The sequence below is a fragment of the Mucilaginibacter sp. A5337 genome (genome assembly GCF_059690695.1).
Window position 1 is genome coordinate 30,201 of the sequence record NZ_JCAWEC010000005.1, and the last position, 16,994, is coordinate 47,194.

General features: G+C 42.0%; 19 protein-coding genes. 17 read left to right on the forward strand and 2 right to left on the reverse strand.

Translation table 11 applies throughout. The features are described from left to right. Genes AC59JO_RS17405 through AC59JO_RS17415 form a run of 3 tightly spaced genes read left to right on the forward strand, consistent with a single transcriptional unit; the run spans nucleotide 1 to nucleotide 3,363 of the window. Entirely contained in the window at nucleotides 1–831 is an 831-nt protein-coding gene (locus tag AC59JO_RS17405) for a CheR family methyltransferase (RefSeq protein WP_497306791.1), read from the forward strand. After that, nucleotides 821–1,408: a chemotaxis protein CheB gene (locus AC59JO_RS17410; RefSeq protein ID WP_497306793.1), complete on the forward strand. Its 588-nt coding sequence runs from the start codon at nucleotides 821–823 to the stop codon at nucleotides 1,406–1,408. The genes AC59JO_RS17405 and AC59JO_RS17410 overlap by 11 nt, the downstream gene beginning before the upstream one ends. 26 nt (nucleotides 1,409–1,434) lie before the next feature. Then, on the forward strand, nucleotides 1,435–3,363 hold the full coding sequence (locus tag AC59JO_RS17415) for a hybrid sensor histidine kinase/response regulator (protein ID WP_497306795.1): 1,929 nt from the start codon (nucleotides 1,435–1,437) through the stop codon (nucleotides 3,361–3,363). On the opposite strand, the gene AC59JO_RS17420 is transcribed toward AC59JO_RS17415, so the two are convergent. After that, nucleotides 3,360–3,845 (reverse strand): methylated-DNA--[protein]-cysteine S-methyltransferase, encoded by a 486-nt coding sequence (locus tag AC59JO_RS17420; RefSeq protein ID WP_413667174.1) that lies wholly within the window; start codon nucleotides 3,843–3,845, stop codon nucleotides 3,360–3,362. The two genes, AC59JO_RS17415 and AC59JO_RS17420, sit on opposite strands and share 4 nt — an antisense overlap. A 93-nt stretch (nucleotides 3,846–3,938) precedes the next feature. Here AC59JO_RS17420 and AC59JO_RS17425 point away from each other — a divergent pair, with 93 nt between their 5' ends. The 9 genes from AC59JO_RS17425 (at nucleotide 3,939) to AC59JO_RS17465 (ending at nucleotide 13,011) form a co-directional block, all read left to right on the forward strand. Further along, a complete protein-coding gene (locus AC59JO_RS17425; RefSeq protein ID WP_413667175.1) occupies nucleotides 3,939–4,622 on the forward strand; it encodes a heme exporter protein CcmB in 684 nt (227 codons plus the stop codon). Nucleotides 4,623–4,785: 163 nt separating this feature from the next. Further along, complete coding sequence (locus tag AC59JO_RS17430; protein WP_413667176.1) at nucleotides 4,786–5,970, forward strand: carboxypeptidase-like regulatory domain-containing protein; 1,185 nt, start codon at nucleotides 4,786–4,788, stop codon at nucleotides 5,968–5,970. Nucleotides 5,971–6,085: 115 nt separating this feature from the next. After that, nucleotides 6,086–6,760 carry a cytochrome c biogenesis protein CcsA gene (gene ccsA, locus AC59JO_RS17435; protein WP_243480982.1) on the forward strand — a complete coding sequence of 225 codons (675 nt, stop codon included), beginning with the start codon at nucleotides 6,086–6,088 and terminating at the stop codon, nucleotides 6,758–6,760. A gap of 1 nt (nucleotide 6,761) precedes the next feature. Then, nucleotides 6,762–6,971, forward strand: coding sequence for a CcmD family protein (locus AC59JO_RS17440; RefSeq protein ID WP_091211293.1), 210 nt, complete (start codon nucleotides 6,762–6,764; stop codon nucleotides 6,969–6,971). Between the two features lie 152 nt (nucleotides 6,972–7,123). Next, the gene (locus AC59JO_RS17445; RefSeq protein WP_497306799.1) at nucleotides 7,124–8,560 is read left to right on the forward strand and encodes a Glu/Leu/Phe/Val family dehydrogenase; all 1,437 of its coding nucleotides are present in this window, start codon (nucleotides 7,124–7,126) and stop codon (nucleotides 8,558–8,560) included. 245 nt (nucleotides 8,561–8,805) lie between these two features. Then, entirely contained in the window at nucleotides 8,806–9,213 is a 408-nt protein-coding gene (locus tag AC59JO_RS17450) for a hypothetical protein (RefSeq protein WP_497306801.1), read from the forward strand. 194 nt (nucleotides 9,214–9,407) lie between these two features. Then, the gene (locus AC59JO_RS17455) at nucleotides 9,408–9,818 is read left to right on the forward strand and encodes a cytochrome c maturation protein CcmE domain-containing protein (protein WP_090524409.1); all 411 of its coding nucleotides are present in this window, start codon (nucleotides 9,408–9,410) and stop codon (nucleotides 9,816–9,818) included. Nucleotides 9,819–9,827: 9 nt separating this feature from the next. Then, on the forward strand, nucleotides 9,828–12,290 hold the full coding sequence (gene ccsA, locus AC59JO_RS17460) for a cytochrome c biogenesis protein CcsA (RefSeq protein ID WP_497306804.1): 2,463 nt from the start codon (nucleotides 9,828–9,830) through the stop codon (nucleotides 12,288–12,290). Between the two features lie 10 nt (nucleotides 12,291–12,300). Then, nucleotides 12,301–13,011, forward strand: coding sequence for a phytanoyl-CoA dioxygenase family protein (locus AC59JO_RS17465; RefSeq protein ID WP_413667180.1), 711 nt, complete (start codon nucleotides 12,301–12,303; stop codon nucleotides 13,009–13,011). 66 nt (nucleotides 13,012–13,077) lie between these two features. On the opposite strand, the gene AC59JO_RS17470 is transcribed toward AC59JO_RS17465, so the two are convergent. Continuing rightward, on the reverse strand, nucleotides 13,078–13,998 hold the full coding sequence (locus AC59JO_RS17470; protein ID WP_413667181.1) for an alpha/beta fold hydrolase: 921 nt from the start codon (nucleotides 13,996–13,998) through the stop codon (nucleotides 13,078–13,080). 82 nt (nucleotides 13,999–14,080) lie between these two features. On the opposite strand from AC59JO_RS17470, the gene AC59JO_RS17475 reads away from it, so the two are divergent. The 5 genes from AC59JO_RS17475 (at nucleotide 14,081) to AC59JO_RS17495 (ending at nucleotide 16,917) form a co-directional block, all read left to right on the forward strand. After that, a complete protein-coding gene (locus AC59JO_RS17475; RefSeq protein WP_497306807.1) occupies nucleotides 14,081–14,863 on the forward strand; it encodes a Rossmann-like and DUF2520 domain-containing protein in 783 nt (260 codons plus the stop codon). A 19-nt stretch (nucleotides 14,864–14,882) separates the two neighbouring features. Continuing rightward, nucleotides 14,883–15,215 carry a 2Fe-2S iron-sulfur cluster-binding protein gene (locus AC59JO_RS17480; protein WP_091211301.1) on the forward strand — a complete coding sequence of 111 codons (333 nt, stop codon included), beginning with the start codon at nucleotides 14,883–14,885 and terminating at the stop codon, nucleotides 15,213–15,215. 88 nt (nucleotides 15,216–15,303) lie between these two features. Then, nucleotides 15,304–15,546, forward strand: a complete 243-nt coding sequence (gene iscX, locus AC59JO_RS17485; protein ID WP_121227630.1) for a Fe-S cluster assembly protein IscX — start codon at nucleotides 15,304–15,306, stop codon at nucleotides 15,544–15,546. Nucleotides 15,547–15,691: 145 nt separating this feature from the next. Continuing rightward, nucleotides 15,692–16,213 carry a KdsC family phosphatase gene (locus AC59JO_RS17490; RefSeq protein WP_091211302.1) on the forward strand — a complete coding sequence of 174 codons (522 nt, stop codon included), beginning with the start codon at nucleotides 15,692–15,694 and terminating at the stop codon, nucleotides 16,211–16,213. Nucleotides 16,214–16,344: 131 nt separating this feature from the next. Further along, the gene (locus AC59JO_RS17495; protein ID WP_497306810.1) at nucleotides 16,345–16,917 is read left to right on the forward strand and encodes a Maf family protein; all 573 of its coding nucleotides are present in this window, start codon (nucleotides 16,345–16,347) and stop codon (nucleotides 16,915–16,917) included. Nucleotides 16,918–16,994: the final 77 nt, after the last annotated feature.

The window sequence follows — 16,994 nt, forward strand, 5'->3', positions numbered from 1 at the left end:
ATGGATACAGCGGGGGGAATTATATCAAATGCACAGGTTCATGAACTTATTGATATTGTAAGAAAGGTTCATGGGTTTGATTTTTCGGGTTATACCAAAGCATCATTAAAACGGAGGTTGACCCGCATCATGCTGCTCAATAAGTTTGAGTTTTATGACCTTAAACACGTGCTTATTAATAACGCTGAGTTTTTTCAGAATTTCCTGGAGGAGATTACGGTTAACGTAACCGAGATGTTCCGCGATCCTTCATTTTACCGTGCGGTTAATACCCAGGTTGTTCCGTACCTTTCAACCTATCAGCACACTAAAATCTGGAGCGCGGGCTGCTCAACAGGCGAGGAGGTATACTCCATGGCCATATTGCTGAACGAGGCAGGGTTGGGTAAAAAGTCGTTCATATATGGTACAGATATCAATACCGAGGTGCTGAGGGAGGCCCGTAAGGGTATTTACAGTTTACGCAACATAAAAAGTTATGCCGAAAACTATCAATACACTGGTTTAAAGGGTTCAATTACCGATCATTTTACTATTTTGTACGATGCTGCATCGATACATAATGAGTTAAAGCAGAATACGTTATTTTCAGTACATAATTTAATATCTGATACGGTATTTAATGAGTTTCAGATGATAAGCTGCCGGAATGTTTTTATTTATTTTGAAACGTTTCTGCAGGAGCGGATCCTTGACCTGTTTTACAAAAGCCTTTGCCCGTTGGGGTATTTATGCCTTGGCAGCAAAGAAACTATCCGGTCCGATTCGTTTAAAAGTAAGTTTAAGGTGATCAACCAAAAGGAAAACATTTATCAAAAAGTTGGGACCTGATAAAAAGTTACTGGAAAGATGGCATGACGCCCAGATAGTGTTATTTGGCGGATCGGCAGGCTCGTTCAAAATTTTGTTCCGGATCATAAAAGATCTTCCCGAAAAACTGGGAAAAACCGTAATCCTTATCATACACAGAAAAAAAAATTTTTTCAGCGAAATAGAAAAACTGTTTGCTGAAAATAGCCGTATGTACATGCGCGAAATTGAAGACAAGGATATTCTTACAACGAATACCATGTATATTGCTCCTGCAAACTACCATACGCTAATTGAGGAAGGCGGCTATTTTAGCCTGGATGTTTCGGAACCGGTATGGTATTCAAAACCATCGATAGATGTTACTTTTGAAAGTGCTGCCGAAGTTTATGGTGATAAATGTATCGCCATATTGCTTTCGGGGGCCAACCAGGACGGCGCCGAAGGTTTATTAAAGTTGAAGAAGAGCGGTAGCCTTACTATAGCTCAGGAGCCGGGCGATGCAGAAATGGCCGAAATGCCAAGGGCAGCTATAAATTTAGGCGCTGCTGAATATGTTTTAACACAGGATGAGATTTTTAAGCTTTTACTATCGTAACAATCACCAACCCCAATAAATATTAAATGACCCCTGTTAATATTCTTATAGTTGATGACAGAGAAGAGAACATCATTGCTCTGGAGGCATTGCTTAAACGCGATGATATCAAAATATTTTCTACAACATCGCCAAACGAGGCCCTTAAAATAGCCTGGGAAACCAATATCGCTATAGCATTAGTTGATGTGCAAATGCCCGAAATGGATGGTTTTGAGCTGGTTGAAATGCTTAAATCAAATCCGCGTACCAAAGATATCATGGTGATTTTTGTAACGGCTATTTCAAAAGAAGCCAAGTATGCGGTTAAAGGTCTCGGTACCGGGGCTGTTGATTACCTTTATAAACCGCTTGATCCATACATCACATCGGCCAAGGTTGATTCATTTGTACAACTGGCCCGTAACCAGGCCGAAATAAAGCAAAAGAATGATGTGCTGCAGGATTATGCCATTGTGGTAAAAAACTCGGCCGATATCATTGCTTCAGTTGATGCGCAGAGCCTCCGCATTGCGAATATAAACCCAACGGTCGAAAAAATAATGGGTTTTAAGCCGGAAGAATTGATTGATAAAAGCGTCGTCGACCTGGCTATTGATGATCATAGGACAGCCTTTCGAAAAAAACTGGGCGAGATCATTAAAGACAATTTGAGCTTTGCCATTTTTGAGTTTAAGTTCGAAACTTTTGATAAAAGGGTAATTTGGGTAGAATGCCGGGCAGCTTACCGCAATAAAACCATCTTTATCAATATCAGCGATATTTCTCCGCAAAAAAGTTACCAGGAGCAGCTCATCAAATCAAAAGAAAACGCAGAGTACAGCAAAAAGGTAAAGGAAACTTTTTTGGCTAACATGAGCCATGAACTGCGTACACCGGTTAATGGCATTATTGGCATTACATCGCTTTTACGCAAAACAAACTTAACCGATCAGCAAAAAGGCATGCTCGATCTGCTCGATACTTCGTCAAAATCTTTATTAGGTGTGATAAACGATGTGCTTGATATCTCGAAGATAGAGGCCGGCAAATTCAGCATTGTACGTGCCGCAAATAATGTTTACGATATTGTAAACTCAGTTTTCAACCTGCTTAAGTTTAAGGCCGACGAAAATGATATCGAATTTTTGCTCGATATTGAAGAGGAAGTACCGCAATATCTTATGCTTGATTCATTGCGCCTTAATCAGATATTGATGAACTTATTGAGCAATGCTCTTAAGTTTACCGAAAGGGGATATGTAAAGCTTAAGATCACTGTACTTCAAAAGCATAATGATAAGGTAAAACTAAAGTTCAGCGTTGAGGATACCGGTATAGGGATCCCGGCCGACAGGCTTAACCGGATCTTTGAATCATTTGAACAGGCCGAAGAAGATACCGTAAGTAAATATGGAGGTACCGGTCTTGGCTTAACTATAGTGAAAAAGCTTGCCGAATTAAAAGGGGGCGAGCTTACAGTAAGCAGCCAGGTAGGCAGGGGCAGCACTTTCAATTTTGTAAACTGGTATACCATCAGTCTTAAACCTAAAGATAAGTTAACGCCTAAGAAAGACAGGGTACTGCCGCCATTTAACAACATAAAGGTACTGGTGGCCGAGGATAATATGGTAAATCAGTTCATGCTCTCGAAAATATTAAAGGATTGGAACGTAGAGGTTGAGATGGTTGATAATGGCCGCAAGGTTATTGAGAAACTCACCAATAAAGATTACGACATTATTTTAATGGATACCCACATGCCCGAAATGAACGGTTACCAGGCAGCCAAAACCATCAGGGTTGATTTTGAGGAGCCCAAACGGAGCACGCCAATTATATCGTTATCGGCCGCAAGTTATGACCATGAGCAGCAGGAGGCTTTAACGGCGGGGATGAATGATGTGCTTTCGAAGCCATTCCAACCGTATCAGCTGCATGAGAAAATATCGAGGTTGTTGAGGGTTGATGTTTAAAACTCAAGCTTGGTTTGCCCAACGCCCAGCACCTTTGCCTCATGTTCAAGTAGCCATTTTTTACGCCAAACGCCTCCTGCGTAACCTGTAAGGCTGCCGTCTGAGCCTATTACCCGGTGACATGGTACTACAACCCACAGGTGGTTTCGGCCATTAGCAGAAGCTATTGCACGTATAGCTAAGGGATTACTCATTTGGTTAGACTGCTGGGCATAGGTAATGGTTGTTCCATACGGAATGCGCAATAACTCGTCCCAAACCTGTTGCTGAAATTCGCTGCCTTGTTGCTTTATCGGAAAAGTAAAATCTTTCCTTGTGCCTGCAAAATATTCATTTAACTGGTCAATAGCTGTTTGCAATAACTGAGTGGGAGCAGGTTCAATTTCATATTCCTCGTCCCGTATCGATACTGATGCTATAAAGCCATCTTCTTCGGTAATGCGGGCAATGCCAACCGGCGTGCGGAAATAAGCTATGGGCATAGGTAATTGGTATATTGTATTCAAAATTAAGCTAATTTTTTTAGCTTGTCAAATCCCCGCCGTCACTCGCGGGTAATTATTACATTTGCGGTCATGAAACTTATTAACGAAACCTGGTACCTGCTAAAAAAGGAAATTTTGCTGGAGTGGCGGTCTAAATATGCTTTTAATGGCGTTTTGCTATATGTGGTTTCAACAGTTTTTGTTTGTTATATTTCCCTTAATTTAAATCCCGGCTTTTCAAACAGTAGTGGTTACGCAATAGTTTGGAACGTATTGTTCTGGATCATTATGCTGTTTGCATCGGTAAATGCCATAGCCAAAAGCTTCATGCAGGAAAGTAAAAGCCGGTTACTCTACTACTATTCCATTGCCAGTCCTCAGGCCATTATCCTCTCTAAAACAATTTATAACATTTTGCTGATGGCTTTATTGAGCACATTGGCATTGGTGATTTTTAAAGTGTTTTTCCCTAATACCCTTGGCGACCCGCTGTATTATTTTCTTGCTGTTTTATTAGGAAGTGTAAGTTTTTCAACTGTATTTACCATGATCTCGGCCATTGCATCAAAGGCTGGCAATAACGGTACATTGATGGCTATATTAAGCTTTCCGGTTATCATCCCGGTTATACTGGTGCTTATTAAGTTGAGTAAGAGCGCTATGGATGGGGTAGACCGAAGCTTCTTTTATGGCAATATCGGCGTTTTGTGTGCTATCAACGCCATTGTTATAGCTACGGCACTGTTACTTTTCCCTTATTTGTGGCGCGATTGATCTGTTTGCCCTTTCTGCTATTATCCAAAAAAATCTTTAGTACATAAAATTGATTCAGGTTCAGGTAAACCCACCGCAACAAAAATTATACAACAACAATTCATCAACCGTTCATAAAAAATGTGTTTTTTAGTAGATTGAAAAAATATCCTAATTTTATTTAATGCGTTTTTATTGGTTTTTGCTTGTTGCGTTTTTATGTCCGCTTGTTGTTTCGGCACAAACCGGTACTATCACAGGTAAGGTGGTGCGGGCTGATACTAAAAGCCCGGTAGCCAATGCCAGCGTATTTTTAAATAATGCCACTTACGGCACTTCTACAGCAGAGGATGGAACTTTTACTTTGGCTGGTGTAAAGCCGGGGCAATACCAGTTGGTGGTTACCGGCGTAAGTATTGAAGAATATTCTACAACTGTACTGGTTGGCCGTGAACCTGCAAAATTGAGTATCGAGGTTAACCAAAAGGTGCTGATGCTGCGCGAAGTAGTGATCAGCAGCAGTGCCGATTGGAAAAAGAACTACGAACTGTTCAGGAAGGAATTTGTTGGCGATACTGAAAACGGCAAGGAGTGTAAAGTTACCAATCCGCATATCCTTAATATAATTTACCATAGAGGGAAACAGCAACTGGAAGCATCAGGCGATGAGTTTTTAGTGGTAGAGAACCTGGCGCTGGGCTATCGCACCAAATTTTTGCTGAAAAACTTTTTATATGATGCTATTGAGCATACTATCTCTTATTCAGGTAGTGCCCTGTTCGAAAACCTGCCCGGCAGTGCTGCTCAGAAGAAGCTTTGGAAACAAAAACGCGAGCAGGCTTATTATGGATCGGCCCAGCATTTTTACCGTTCGCTTTATAAAGGCAAACTAAAAGAAGAGGGATTTGAGGCGCATGATTTTACAAGGCAAATTAACCCCGAGCGGCCCGAAGAAGCCGTGTTGATGCAGAAGATGAAAAAGTACCGTGAGGGCCCACGCGATTCAGCTATGCGTTATTATAACCTGTCGAAAATGACCAAATGGTACCGGGAAAACCTCGCGAAGCTGCCTTACCAGGAATTTGAGATCCTGCGTAAAACCCCGCAGGATGGCATCTATGCGCTTACTTTTCCTCACTTTTTATACGTTGTTTATACCAAGCGCGAGGAAACCACCGAATTTAAAGATGTTTACCATCCGCTGGATATGCCCAACTATGAAACCAGTATCATGACCAAATACTCAGGCTATATAGCTTTTGATATGAATGGTATTGTGGTATCAAGCCCGAGCCCGCTTTATGAGGGTTCATGGTCAAAAGCAAAGCTCGGCGATCTGCTGCCGGTGGATTATGAGCCGGGGGATTAGTTTGGTCATTAGGTCATTGCGTCATTAAGTCATTTTTTTATTTGCAGAGATAATGACTCAATGACCTGATGGATAATGACAATGAAAATTCCTTACCTTTGCCTGTACAAATCATATGAAGTTTATTTATCAAACATGGTGGAAGGTTGCGGCTGTTTTGCTGGTGCTATCTACCTTTTACACCGGCCTGGTTTTTAAAGCGCCGAGGCTGCCAATTATTCACGAAACCATCCGTAATTTGTATTTCCACGTACCTATGTGGATGGGGATGCTCACGGTATTTGTTGTATCGGTTTATTTCAGTATTAAGTACTTGCAAACGGGTAAAGAGGAGCACGACCTCGCCTCGGTGGAGTGTGTTAACACTGGTCTGCTGTTTTACAGTTTAGGCCTTTTAACCGGCATGCTTTGGGCAAAATATACCTGGGGCGAGTTTTGGAGCGGTGACCCTAAACAAAACAGTGCGGCCATTGCATTTTTGTTGTACTGCGCTTACCTGGTGCTTCGTAACTCTATTGATGAAGAGCAGAAGCGGGCCAAGATCTCGGCTATCTACAACATATTCGCATTCCCGATCATGATCGTGCTGATATTTGTTTTGCCCCGTTTAACAGATTCATTGCACCCCGGCAGCGGCGGTAACCCTGCATTTGGTAAATACGACCTGGATAACGGCATGAAGATAGCCTTTTACCCGGCCATGCTGGGCTGGAGTTTTATTGCCCTTTGGATAGCAACCATCCGCTACCGCATCCGTTTAATTGAGAATAAGAAGAACGCTATAAATTAAGATGAAGAAATTAACGCTTTTATTGTTACTGCTTACGTTTTGTACCGCTGTTTTCGCGCAGCAGGGCCAGCAAGTTGAAATGGCCGACGCCCTGCGCCAATCGGGAAAAATTTACGTAGTTGTGGTAACTATTTCCATAATTTTTGTTGGCCTGGCCATTTACCTGTTTTCTATAGACCGCCGGTTAAAAAAAGTCGAAAACGAAAAATAGTTCAAATAATATGTTTAAACAATTTAAACATATTATTCACGGCGGTGTTGGGTGGTGTATAGGGCACACTAACTAAGAAATATTTGCAATATTGATAAAAATTGTACCAAATTTGCTCACTTTTTTAAGAGATTAATATTTATACAATAGTTATGGCTACGAATATTTTGATTGCCGACCAGGAAACACACTTCTTTAGCGACGTGTGTAAAAACTTCGATTATGCCGCCCAATTCACCAAACACGATGCAGGCCTGCTTGATCAAATTAAATCATGTAACAGTGTTTACCGCTTCCGTTTTCCTATCCGCAGGGGCAACGGTTTCGAGGTAATTGACGCATGGCGTGTTGAGCACTCGCACCACCAGTCGCCAACCAAAGGCGGTATCCGCTACAGCGAAATGGTGAACGAGGACGAGGTGATGGCCCTCGCCGCGCTCATGACCTACAAATGTGCTATTGTAAATGTCCCGTTTGGTGGCGCTAAAGGCGGGATCAAAATAAATCCTAAAAATTACACGGTAAGCGAGCTGGAAAACATCACCCGCCGTTATACTGTTGAGTTAATCAAAAAGAACTTTATTGGCCCAAGCATTGACGTACCTGCACCTGACTATGGATCGGGTGAGCGCGAAATGAGTTGGATTGCCGATACTTATGCCACCATGAACCCCGGTCAGCTGGATGCTATGGGGGCGGTAACCGGTAAACCTATCGCCTTGCACGGTATTGCCGGCAGGAGGGAAGCAACCGGCCGTGGTGTAGCTATTGCTACACGCGAGTGTGTAAGCGTTGGCGAGGATATGCAAAAGATCGGTTTGCTGCCGGGCTTATCAGGCAAAAGGGTAATTGTACAGGGCCTTGGTAACGTAGGTTACTATTCGGCTAAGTTTTTATCCGAAATGGGAGCGATCATTGTTGGTCTTTGTGAGTTTGAAGGCGCTATTTATAATGAGAACGGTTTAGATATCGAGGCGGTATTCCAGCATCGTAAGGCTACCGGTTCTATTTTAGGCTACGCTGCTGCAGTACAAGAGTTTACCAATACCATGGAAGGTCTTGAGCAACCATGTGATATCCTGGTGCCTGCCGCCCTCGAAAATCAAATTACAGAAGCAAACATTCGCAACATACAGGCTAAGATCATTGTTGAAGGCGCTAACGGCCCAACCTCACCTGAAGCCGAAGCAATATTTTATGCCAATGGCGGCATGATTGTGCCTGATATGTTTGCCAATGCAGGCGGTGTAACCGTGTCTTATTTTGAATGGTTAAAGAACCTGAGCCACGTAGCTTTCGGCCGCATGAACCGCAGGTTTGAAGAAAACTCCAACCTTAACCTGGTAAACATGGTTGAGGGGATTACCGGGGTAGCTTTGACCCCGATTCAACGTTCAACTATTATTAAAGGCGCATCAGAGCTTGAGCTGGTAAACTCAGGTTTGGAAGATACCATGATCCGTTCATACCACGAGATCAGGGAGATCTACAAAAGCAATCCTGAGATCGGCACGCTGCGTAATGCAGCTATGGTTGGTGCTATTAATAAAATAGCGGTGTCTTATCAGAACCTGGGTATCTGGCCATAATTAAGGATTTAATAGTTTTATATATAACGAGGTGGGTTTGAAAAAGCTCACCTCGTTTTTGTTTTATAGCAATGCTAAATGTTGATTAGGGATTATGCATTAAATAATTTTCGCATATTTATCGTGTGTATAAGGCTATCCAAAAAATCAAGAATCAGCAGCAGCAAAAGAATAAGGAACGGCAATTAAGGGCCAGAAGATTAAAGAGAGCGGAGCAAATTTTTTGGGGCATATCGTTCCTGTCCATGTTCTACGCATTTGATAAAGTTAATGATACGTTTGTTTCACGCTGGCCTGTTGTTTTGGTTTGGGTATTGTCGGGTTTAGTAGTATCCGTTTTCCTTATTAAAGATATGAAAGCTTTTTGGGGAGGTGTTTTTTTATCAGGAGCATTGTTCGTTGCCATACCGTTGCTTTTTAATGATGTTTTTTGTGATAAAGAAGAAAGGATTTTTAAAGTTAGCATCAGGCATAAGTATCATGATGGCCCGAAAAGAAGGGCACATGTAGAAGTGGAATTTGGAGAAACTGACAGAAGGGTAAATGCAATTAACGATAAGCAGGTGGATACCTCCTCATACATTGTACTTACATTGAATAGAGGATATTTGGGATATTATATTATAAGAAGAGCCCAATTTGTAAAAGATTAATCGGACATCGTCGCGATATGGATTACCGAATTTGCTATTCATTCTGATAATTCTTTAAATTCAATAAATTCGGGTTCAGACAAATTTTCACCTATCAAGAATGATTCTAAATAATACATATGTCTTGTAATAAACATTATTAGCTGCACGTTTTGTATTTTTGCAAATCGTTATTTTAATAATATAAACCGCGGATGAAAAAAAGTGCAATTTTTGGTCTTGTTGTTATCGCTATAGCCATAGCGGTTATCATTAGTGTTTATTCAAGCTCAAGCACCTATGCTACCTTTGCCGAGGCGCAGCAAACCAGCAGTGAACTACATGTAATAGGCCATTTTAGCAAGGGAAAAGAAATGGTTTATGACGCAACTAAGGATGCCAATTATTTTTCATTTTATATGAAAGATAACAAAGGCGAGGAGCGTAAAGTTGTTTTTACCGGTACCAAGCCGGAAGACTTTGAGCGTTCGGAGCAACTGGTACTTACCGGCCAGATGGTTGGCAGCGAGTTTCATGCCTCAAAAATCCTGATGAAATGTCCATCAAAATATACCCAGGATAAGTTAGAAGTTACAGAAGCGAAGGCTAAACAAGCCAGCATTTAATCATTTTTGATGAATACAGTTTTTAAGGGCGAACACCTTTTACCGGGACAAATCGGCCAGTTTTTTATTGTTCTTTCGTTTGGTGCAGCCCTGCTGTCATTCATAAGTTACTATTTTGCTACTACAGATGATGCCGGTAAGGCCGACAGCAGCTGGCAGCGTTTAGGCCGTTTAGGTTTCTATGTAAACTCCATCTCTATTTTAGGAATGGGCACCTGCCTGTTCTATGTGCTTTACAATCATTATTTTGAGTATCATTATGCCTGGGCTTATACTTCGCGTTCATTGCCTGTTTATTACCTGGTTTCGGGTTTCTGGAACGGACAGGAGGGGGGCTTTTTGCTTTGGGCTTTTTGGCAGGCCGTTTTAGGTAATGTGCTTATTGCAAGAGCTAAATCATGGGAGCGCCCTGTGATGACCGTTGTGGCCCTGTCGCAGGTGATATTGGGTACTATGGTACTGGGTATTGATATCTTCGGTCAGCGCATAGGCAGTTCACCGTTTTTGTTGCTGCGTAATTCGGGTATCGAAGCGCCTATATTTTCACAGCCAAACTACCTCGACTTTATTAAAGACGGGCAGGGAATGAACCCATCCCTTCAAAATTACTGGATGGTAATACACCCGCCAACGTTGTTCCTTGGTTTTGCTTCAATAGTTGTTCCGTTCGCATATGCGGTTGCCGGGCTTTGGCAAAAACGTTATAAAGAATGGGTGCAACCGGCGTTATCGTACGCTTTATTTGGCTCCATGATATTGGGTACAGGTGTTATTATGGGTTCGTTTTGGGCATATGAGTCACTAAATTTCGGCGGCTTTTGGGCCTGGGACCCGGTAGAGAACGGCTCGATATTTCCATGGTTAACTGTGGTGGCGGCATTGCACGTACTTATCGTATTTAAAAATACAGGCCACTCCTATTTTACGGCTACAATGCTGGTGTTGCTGAGCTTTGTACTGGTATGGTACACATCATTCCTTTCAAGAAGCGGTATTTTAGGCGAAAGCTCGGTGCACGCGTTTACCGATTTGGGTATGTTCTGGCAGCTGGTTATCGGCATCCTGATATTCCTTGTATTATCTGTTTTTGTTTTGGTGTGGCGATGGAAAGAACTGCCCATCACTAAAAAAGACGAAGAAACCTACTCCCGCGAGTTTTGGATGTTTGTTGGTTCGGTATTTTTAGGATTGTCATGTTTCCACCTGATTGTGGTAACTTCAGTACCTGTATGGAACGCCATGTTTGGTACCAAGATAGCACCTCCTTCTGATGCTGTTAAACATTATAACGTGATCCAGTCGTCGTTTGCCTTTGTAGTAACTTTACTTACTGGCTTTACGCAATTCCTGAAATATAAAAAGACAGATATCACCCGTTTTTTCATTACTACAGGCGTTTACCTTTTGTTTGCCATGTTGGTAACGGCACTTGTTGTTTATTTAACCGGCGTTTATCGTCTTAATTTCGTTTTCAACCTCGTGATGTGCGGTTCGGTTTATTCGGTTATTGCCAATGCCAAAGTATTGGTTGATGCTTTTAAGGGTAAGTTTAAACTGGCAGGCTCGGCAGTGGCGCATTTGGGTTTTGGCTTGTTAATGGTTGGAGCAGTGATAGCGGCAGGTACCAGCAAGGTTGTATCCGAAAATGCAAGTGGTGTGGTTAACGTTCAGGGTTTTGATGCCAAAGCAGGTAATGCCCGCGAAAACATCATGATCTACAAAAATACACCTGTTAAAATGGGTGATTATACAGTTACTTACCTTGGCGACTCGATATCATCACCATACCATTTTTACAAAGTTGATTATAAAAAATATGATGCTAATGGTAAAGTGTTGGAGAACTTTGTGCTTAAACCCAAAGTACAAGCCAGCCGTGATGCGGGAATGTCTTCATCGCCTGATACCAAACATTACCTGTTAAATGATTTATATACGCACGTTACTGCCATTCCAAGCGAAGGTTTTGCCATGCAGGGCGAAGCCGGGCATGACGAAGGTAATGATGATAAAAACTATGATGAGCCCGTAGCCCATGAAGTGGCTATTGGTGATACCATCAGGTACCGCGACGGCTTTATGCTGGTTAAATCATTAAACAAACAGGCTACCGTACAAAACATCCCGCTTACTGCCAATGATGTAGCTATTGGTGCTAATATCGAGGTGCATGCCCGCGACGGCAAAGTGTACAATGCCGAGCCTGTATTTATGATCAGGGGAGGGAATGTGTTTGACTTTGCGCGTAAGGTCGAGGATGCCGGTTTGAAGCTACGTTTTTCAAGGATCAATCCTGAGAATAAAAAGGTTGAGATCACAGTTTATCAGCAGCCTCAAAACAAGCGCCCATGGATTGTGATGCGCGCTATCAGCTTCCCATACATCAACTTCTTCTGGAGTGGTACTATCATTATGGTGATCGGCTTCCTGCTTTCTATCCAAAGGCGTAATAAAGAACTTAAAACAGTTTAATTTCTGTTAGATGGATTTAACCGGGCTCCGGTATCATATAGCTCATAACGGGTTTACTGTTATTGAGGATATTTATACCGGTGCCGAAGTTAATGCCACTATTGATGTTATCGAGTCGGCCGATAGATCGGGACCGCTGTTTCGCCAAACGGATGATGTATTTGCCATAAGGCAATTTCTGAAGGCTGTTCCGGATGCGTTTCCTCTTATATTTAATGACAGGCTAAGAAACGTTATCTCCAATATTTTTGGCGATGATTACTTTGCTGTTAAATCTATTTATTTTGATAAGCCCGGATCATCCAACTGGTTTGTAGCCTGGCACCAGGATTTGACCATCTCTGTGGATAACAAAGTTGATATAGCAGGTTATGGCCCCTGGACAGTTAAACATAACCAGTTTGGTGTGCAGCCACCAATAGATATCCTGCAGGATAACTTCACTATCCGCATTCATCTGGATGATACCGACGAAGGCAACGGTGCTTTGAAGATGCTGCCCGGTTCACATCTTAAAGAAATCTATCGCCCCGAAAACATCGACTGGCAACAGGAAACCGAAGTAAGTTGCAACGTACCGGCCGGTGGTATCATGATCATGAGGCCATTGCTTATGCATGCGTCAAACCGTACTACCAATAATAAAAAGAGGAGGGTAGTGCATATCGAATTTAGCAGGGCGAAGCTTGCTGAGGGAATTGATTGGGCGGAAAAATGCTAAAATAAAATGCAGACTTACGAAGTTTCAAAAACTTCGTAAGTCTTCGGCTTCGGCTGTTTTTACCAATCATCCCTTCAAAAACGAAAGGATCTTAGCATTCACCGTATCAGCCTTTTCTATCATCGGTAAATGAGCAGCACCATCAACAGGGAAAAAATCAACCTTCAATACGCTGCGAATAGAATCGGCAAAACGTGGTGACAATGTTTTATCTGCTTTTCCCCATATCAACAATACATTTTTGCCGGTATTATTGAGGCAGGTATTACTTTGCTTACCATCCTGGTGGTAATTGTACATGGTTGAAACCAGCGCATTCCTGAAACCTTTAAATCTCATTTGTGGCAGATAACGTTTTATCCACTCCGGATGATTTTTGGGGTAAAGAAAGTCAGTTGTTTGGCCGTTGGCCCGTTCGTCGGAATTTACGGCTTCGTTGTATAAGGTAAAACATTGCGGAGACGCCGGTTTTTTTTGCTCATATACAGGATCAACAAGAATTATTTTATTAATCAGGTTAGGGTGGCTGCAGGTAAAGTTGGTTATTACCGCTCCGCCGAATGAAACGCCCGCTAAATTTACTTTGTTCCCTAATTTAAGCTGATTGATGAGATCAAGAATTTGCGTATTGTAAAGGTCTTGATTATATGGAACATCCGGCCTGTCTGAATAGCCACGACCGTACATATCATAGCGTAAAACCCGGTAACCTTTTTTTATCAAAAAATCATATGTTGGGTCCCAGATATAATAAGGTACGCTAAAGCCGTGAACGAGTATAATAACCTGGGCGCTATCAGGACCTTCAAGCTGATAATGGGTTACGCCCTGGCTTAATTTGATAAAGCTGCCGGGAATATTTTTGCGGCTGGCATCGGTTAAGGTTTTGGTTTCTTTATTGTTATATCTATAGAAGCCGTATAGTATTAATGACGCGGCCCCGACAAGAAATATCACAATTATAATGCTTACTTTAAGTATTTTCATGCGGTATTAGATGTTGGTTCCTAAAATACAGAAATATTTATACTACAGTTAGTTAAATAATTATATCCATTGTAAAGATTATATGAACATAACCATAATAGGCTCCGGCAACGTAGCAACGCACATGGCCGCAGCCTTTAAAAATGCCGGGCATCGCATTATGCAGATATACAGCCGCAACATGCAGCATGCTGCTTTGCTGGCCTACCATGTAGGTGCTGAAGCTATCGATAACCTTGACAATATCAACCCCGATACAGGGTTGTTTGTTGTTTCGGTTAAGGACGATGCTATAACGACTGTTGTTAAAGCGCTATCTGCCCATAAAAAGTTAATAGTACATACATCGGGCTCAACCGATTTGAACAGTTTGCTGGCTTTTACTCCAAATGCCGGGGTTTTTTACCCCCTGCAATCGTTTAGCAAGATAAGAGAGGTTGATTTCAGATCCGTCCCGCTCTGTCTTGAAGGTGCTGATGATCATGTTCTTGTTGATTTAAAGCAGCTTGCATTTACCATCAGTAACAATGTATATACCGTTAACTCGGCCCAGCGTAAAATATTGCACCTTGCAGCAGTGTTTGCCTGTAATTTTCCTAATTATTTGTACGGTGTTGCACAGGAGTTGCTGGCACAAAATCAGATGGAGTTTAGCATGTTGCGCCCGCTGATCCTGGAAACGGCCCAAAAAGTATTGGAGCAAGAGCCCCGCAATGTGCAAACCGGCCCTGCGGTGCGTAATGATGAAGGCACCATGGCTGTGCACATGCGGATGCTGAGCGATATGCCTATGTTACAGGATGTTTATAATTTATTAAGTCAGGGTATTATCAAAAACAATAAAGGGCTTACGGTAGACGAGTAATTTTGTTACTTTTGCCTAAATGAACATTTATAAAATAAAGGTCAATTTCGAGGAGAAAGGGCACGAAAGTGTTGAGTTGCCAATTGCCGAAGGAGAATCTGTATTAGACGTATGCCTGGAGAACGGTATTGAATTACAGCACAATTGCGGTGGCGTTTGCGGATGCAGCACCTGCCATGTTTATGTAAATAAAGGTATGGATAACATCCAGGAAATATCCGATAAGGAAGAGGATTTTATTGACAGGGCTGTTAATCCGCGTATCAATTCGCGCCTGGGATGCCAGTGTGTGATTGTTGATGGCGATATTGAAGTTACTTTGCCTGACCAGTCGCAATTTTTAGGCCACTAATATTTGCATCAATCCGTTTAAACAATAAATAAAACGTATAATTTACAACGTATTAGCGTACCCCGGGTAGTACGTAAAATCAATAAAAATGAGCGATAATAAATTTGCCTTGCCAATTCACTGGAATGATTATGAAGATATTGCCATCGAACTTTACGAAAAGTTTGGTGACGATTTTGACGAATCAAAAATATACCGTATCCGTTTTACTGAACTGCTTGACTGGGTATTGAGCCTGCCTAATTTTGCAGGTACCCGTGCCGAATCAAATGAAGGCCACCTGGAGCAGATTCAATCGGCCTGGGTATACGAATGGCGCGATAATCAATAGTTGGCAGTTTTAAGTTGGCGGTTTGCAGTTTTAAATTTGCAATTAGCAGTTTAATACGGGTTAAACATTCAGTAATCCAAAAAATCGGTGAGATCACCTCAAAGAATCGGTGTAATCATCAAAAAAAATCGGTGTAATCACAACCATGGAATCGTTCCTGAATAAATTAAAAGATATTACTACCCTCATTTTTGATGTGGACGGTGTTTTGACCGATGGGTCTGTTTTCGTAACAGAATCGGGAGAACAAAGTCGTGCCTTTAACATTAAAGATGGCTATGCATTGCAATTGGCCGTTAAATGTGGTTACAATGTTTGTGCAATATCGGGCAGCCGCTCAAAAAGTGCTATGTATCGTTTAAATAGCCTGGGCATCCAGGATGTTTATATGGGGACTCATACTAAGTCGCAACGGTTCAAGATCTATCTTGAAGAAAAAAGTATTATTGCCACTAACGTATTGTACATGGGTGACGACATTCCCGATCTGGAGGTGATGAAACTTGCAGGTTTACCTGTTTGCCCTGCCGATGCCGTTGAAGAGATCAAAGCGGTTAGCGCCTATGTATCGCCTTATGGCGGTGGCAAGGGTTGTGCCCGCGATATCATCGAGAAAGTGCTCAAAGTTCAGGATAAATGGATGAGCAAACAGGCATATAGCTGGTAAGGGTTGGTTTATGGGCTATGGTTCATAGTTCATGGCCTTTTATATGGTATAGAATAAAGCGATTGCTATAAAACAGTCACGAGTACCCGATGTTACCATGATCTATGAACCAATAACTATGAACTAAAGATATGCACACTATCCCCCCCGTAATTCTCGCATCAAAGTCACCAAGACGTCAGGAACTGCTCAGGCTTATGGATGTTGATTTTAGGGTGGTGCTCAAAGATGTTGATGAATCATATCCCGAAGGGCTAACCCCGCCCGAAGTCGCTTTACACATAGCCCGTAAAAAAGCCGAAGCATTTGATGAAACGGTAGGGGAAGAGGTTGTACTTACCGCTGATACCATAGTTTGTATCGACGGCCTGATATTAGGTAAACCCGAAACCAGGGAACATGCTATTGAAATGCTGCAACTGCTATCGGGCCGTGTACACCAGGTTATTACAGGTGTTTGTTTACTTTATAAAGGGCGCTACAATAACTTTTACGACCTAACCGAAGTATTCTTCCGCAAACTTTCAGATGCTGAGATCAGCAATTATGTAGACAAATATCAGCCGCTTGACAAGGCCGGATCATATGGTATCCAGGAGTTGATAGGTTTGATAGCCATTGAACGCATTGAAGGCTCATATACCAATGTTGTTGGCTTACCTACTGAAAAGGTTTACGCGCAGTTAGCCGCGTTAAATAAATAATCCTTAATATTTAATAAAGACAATATTTCTTATACAAATGGTGCAAGCATTGTGCTAATACTTGTGTATGGGATGCT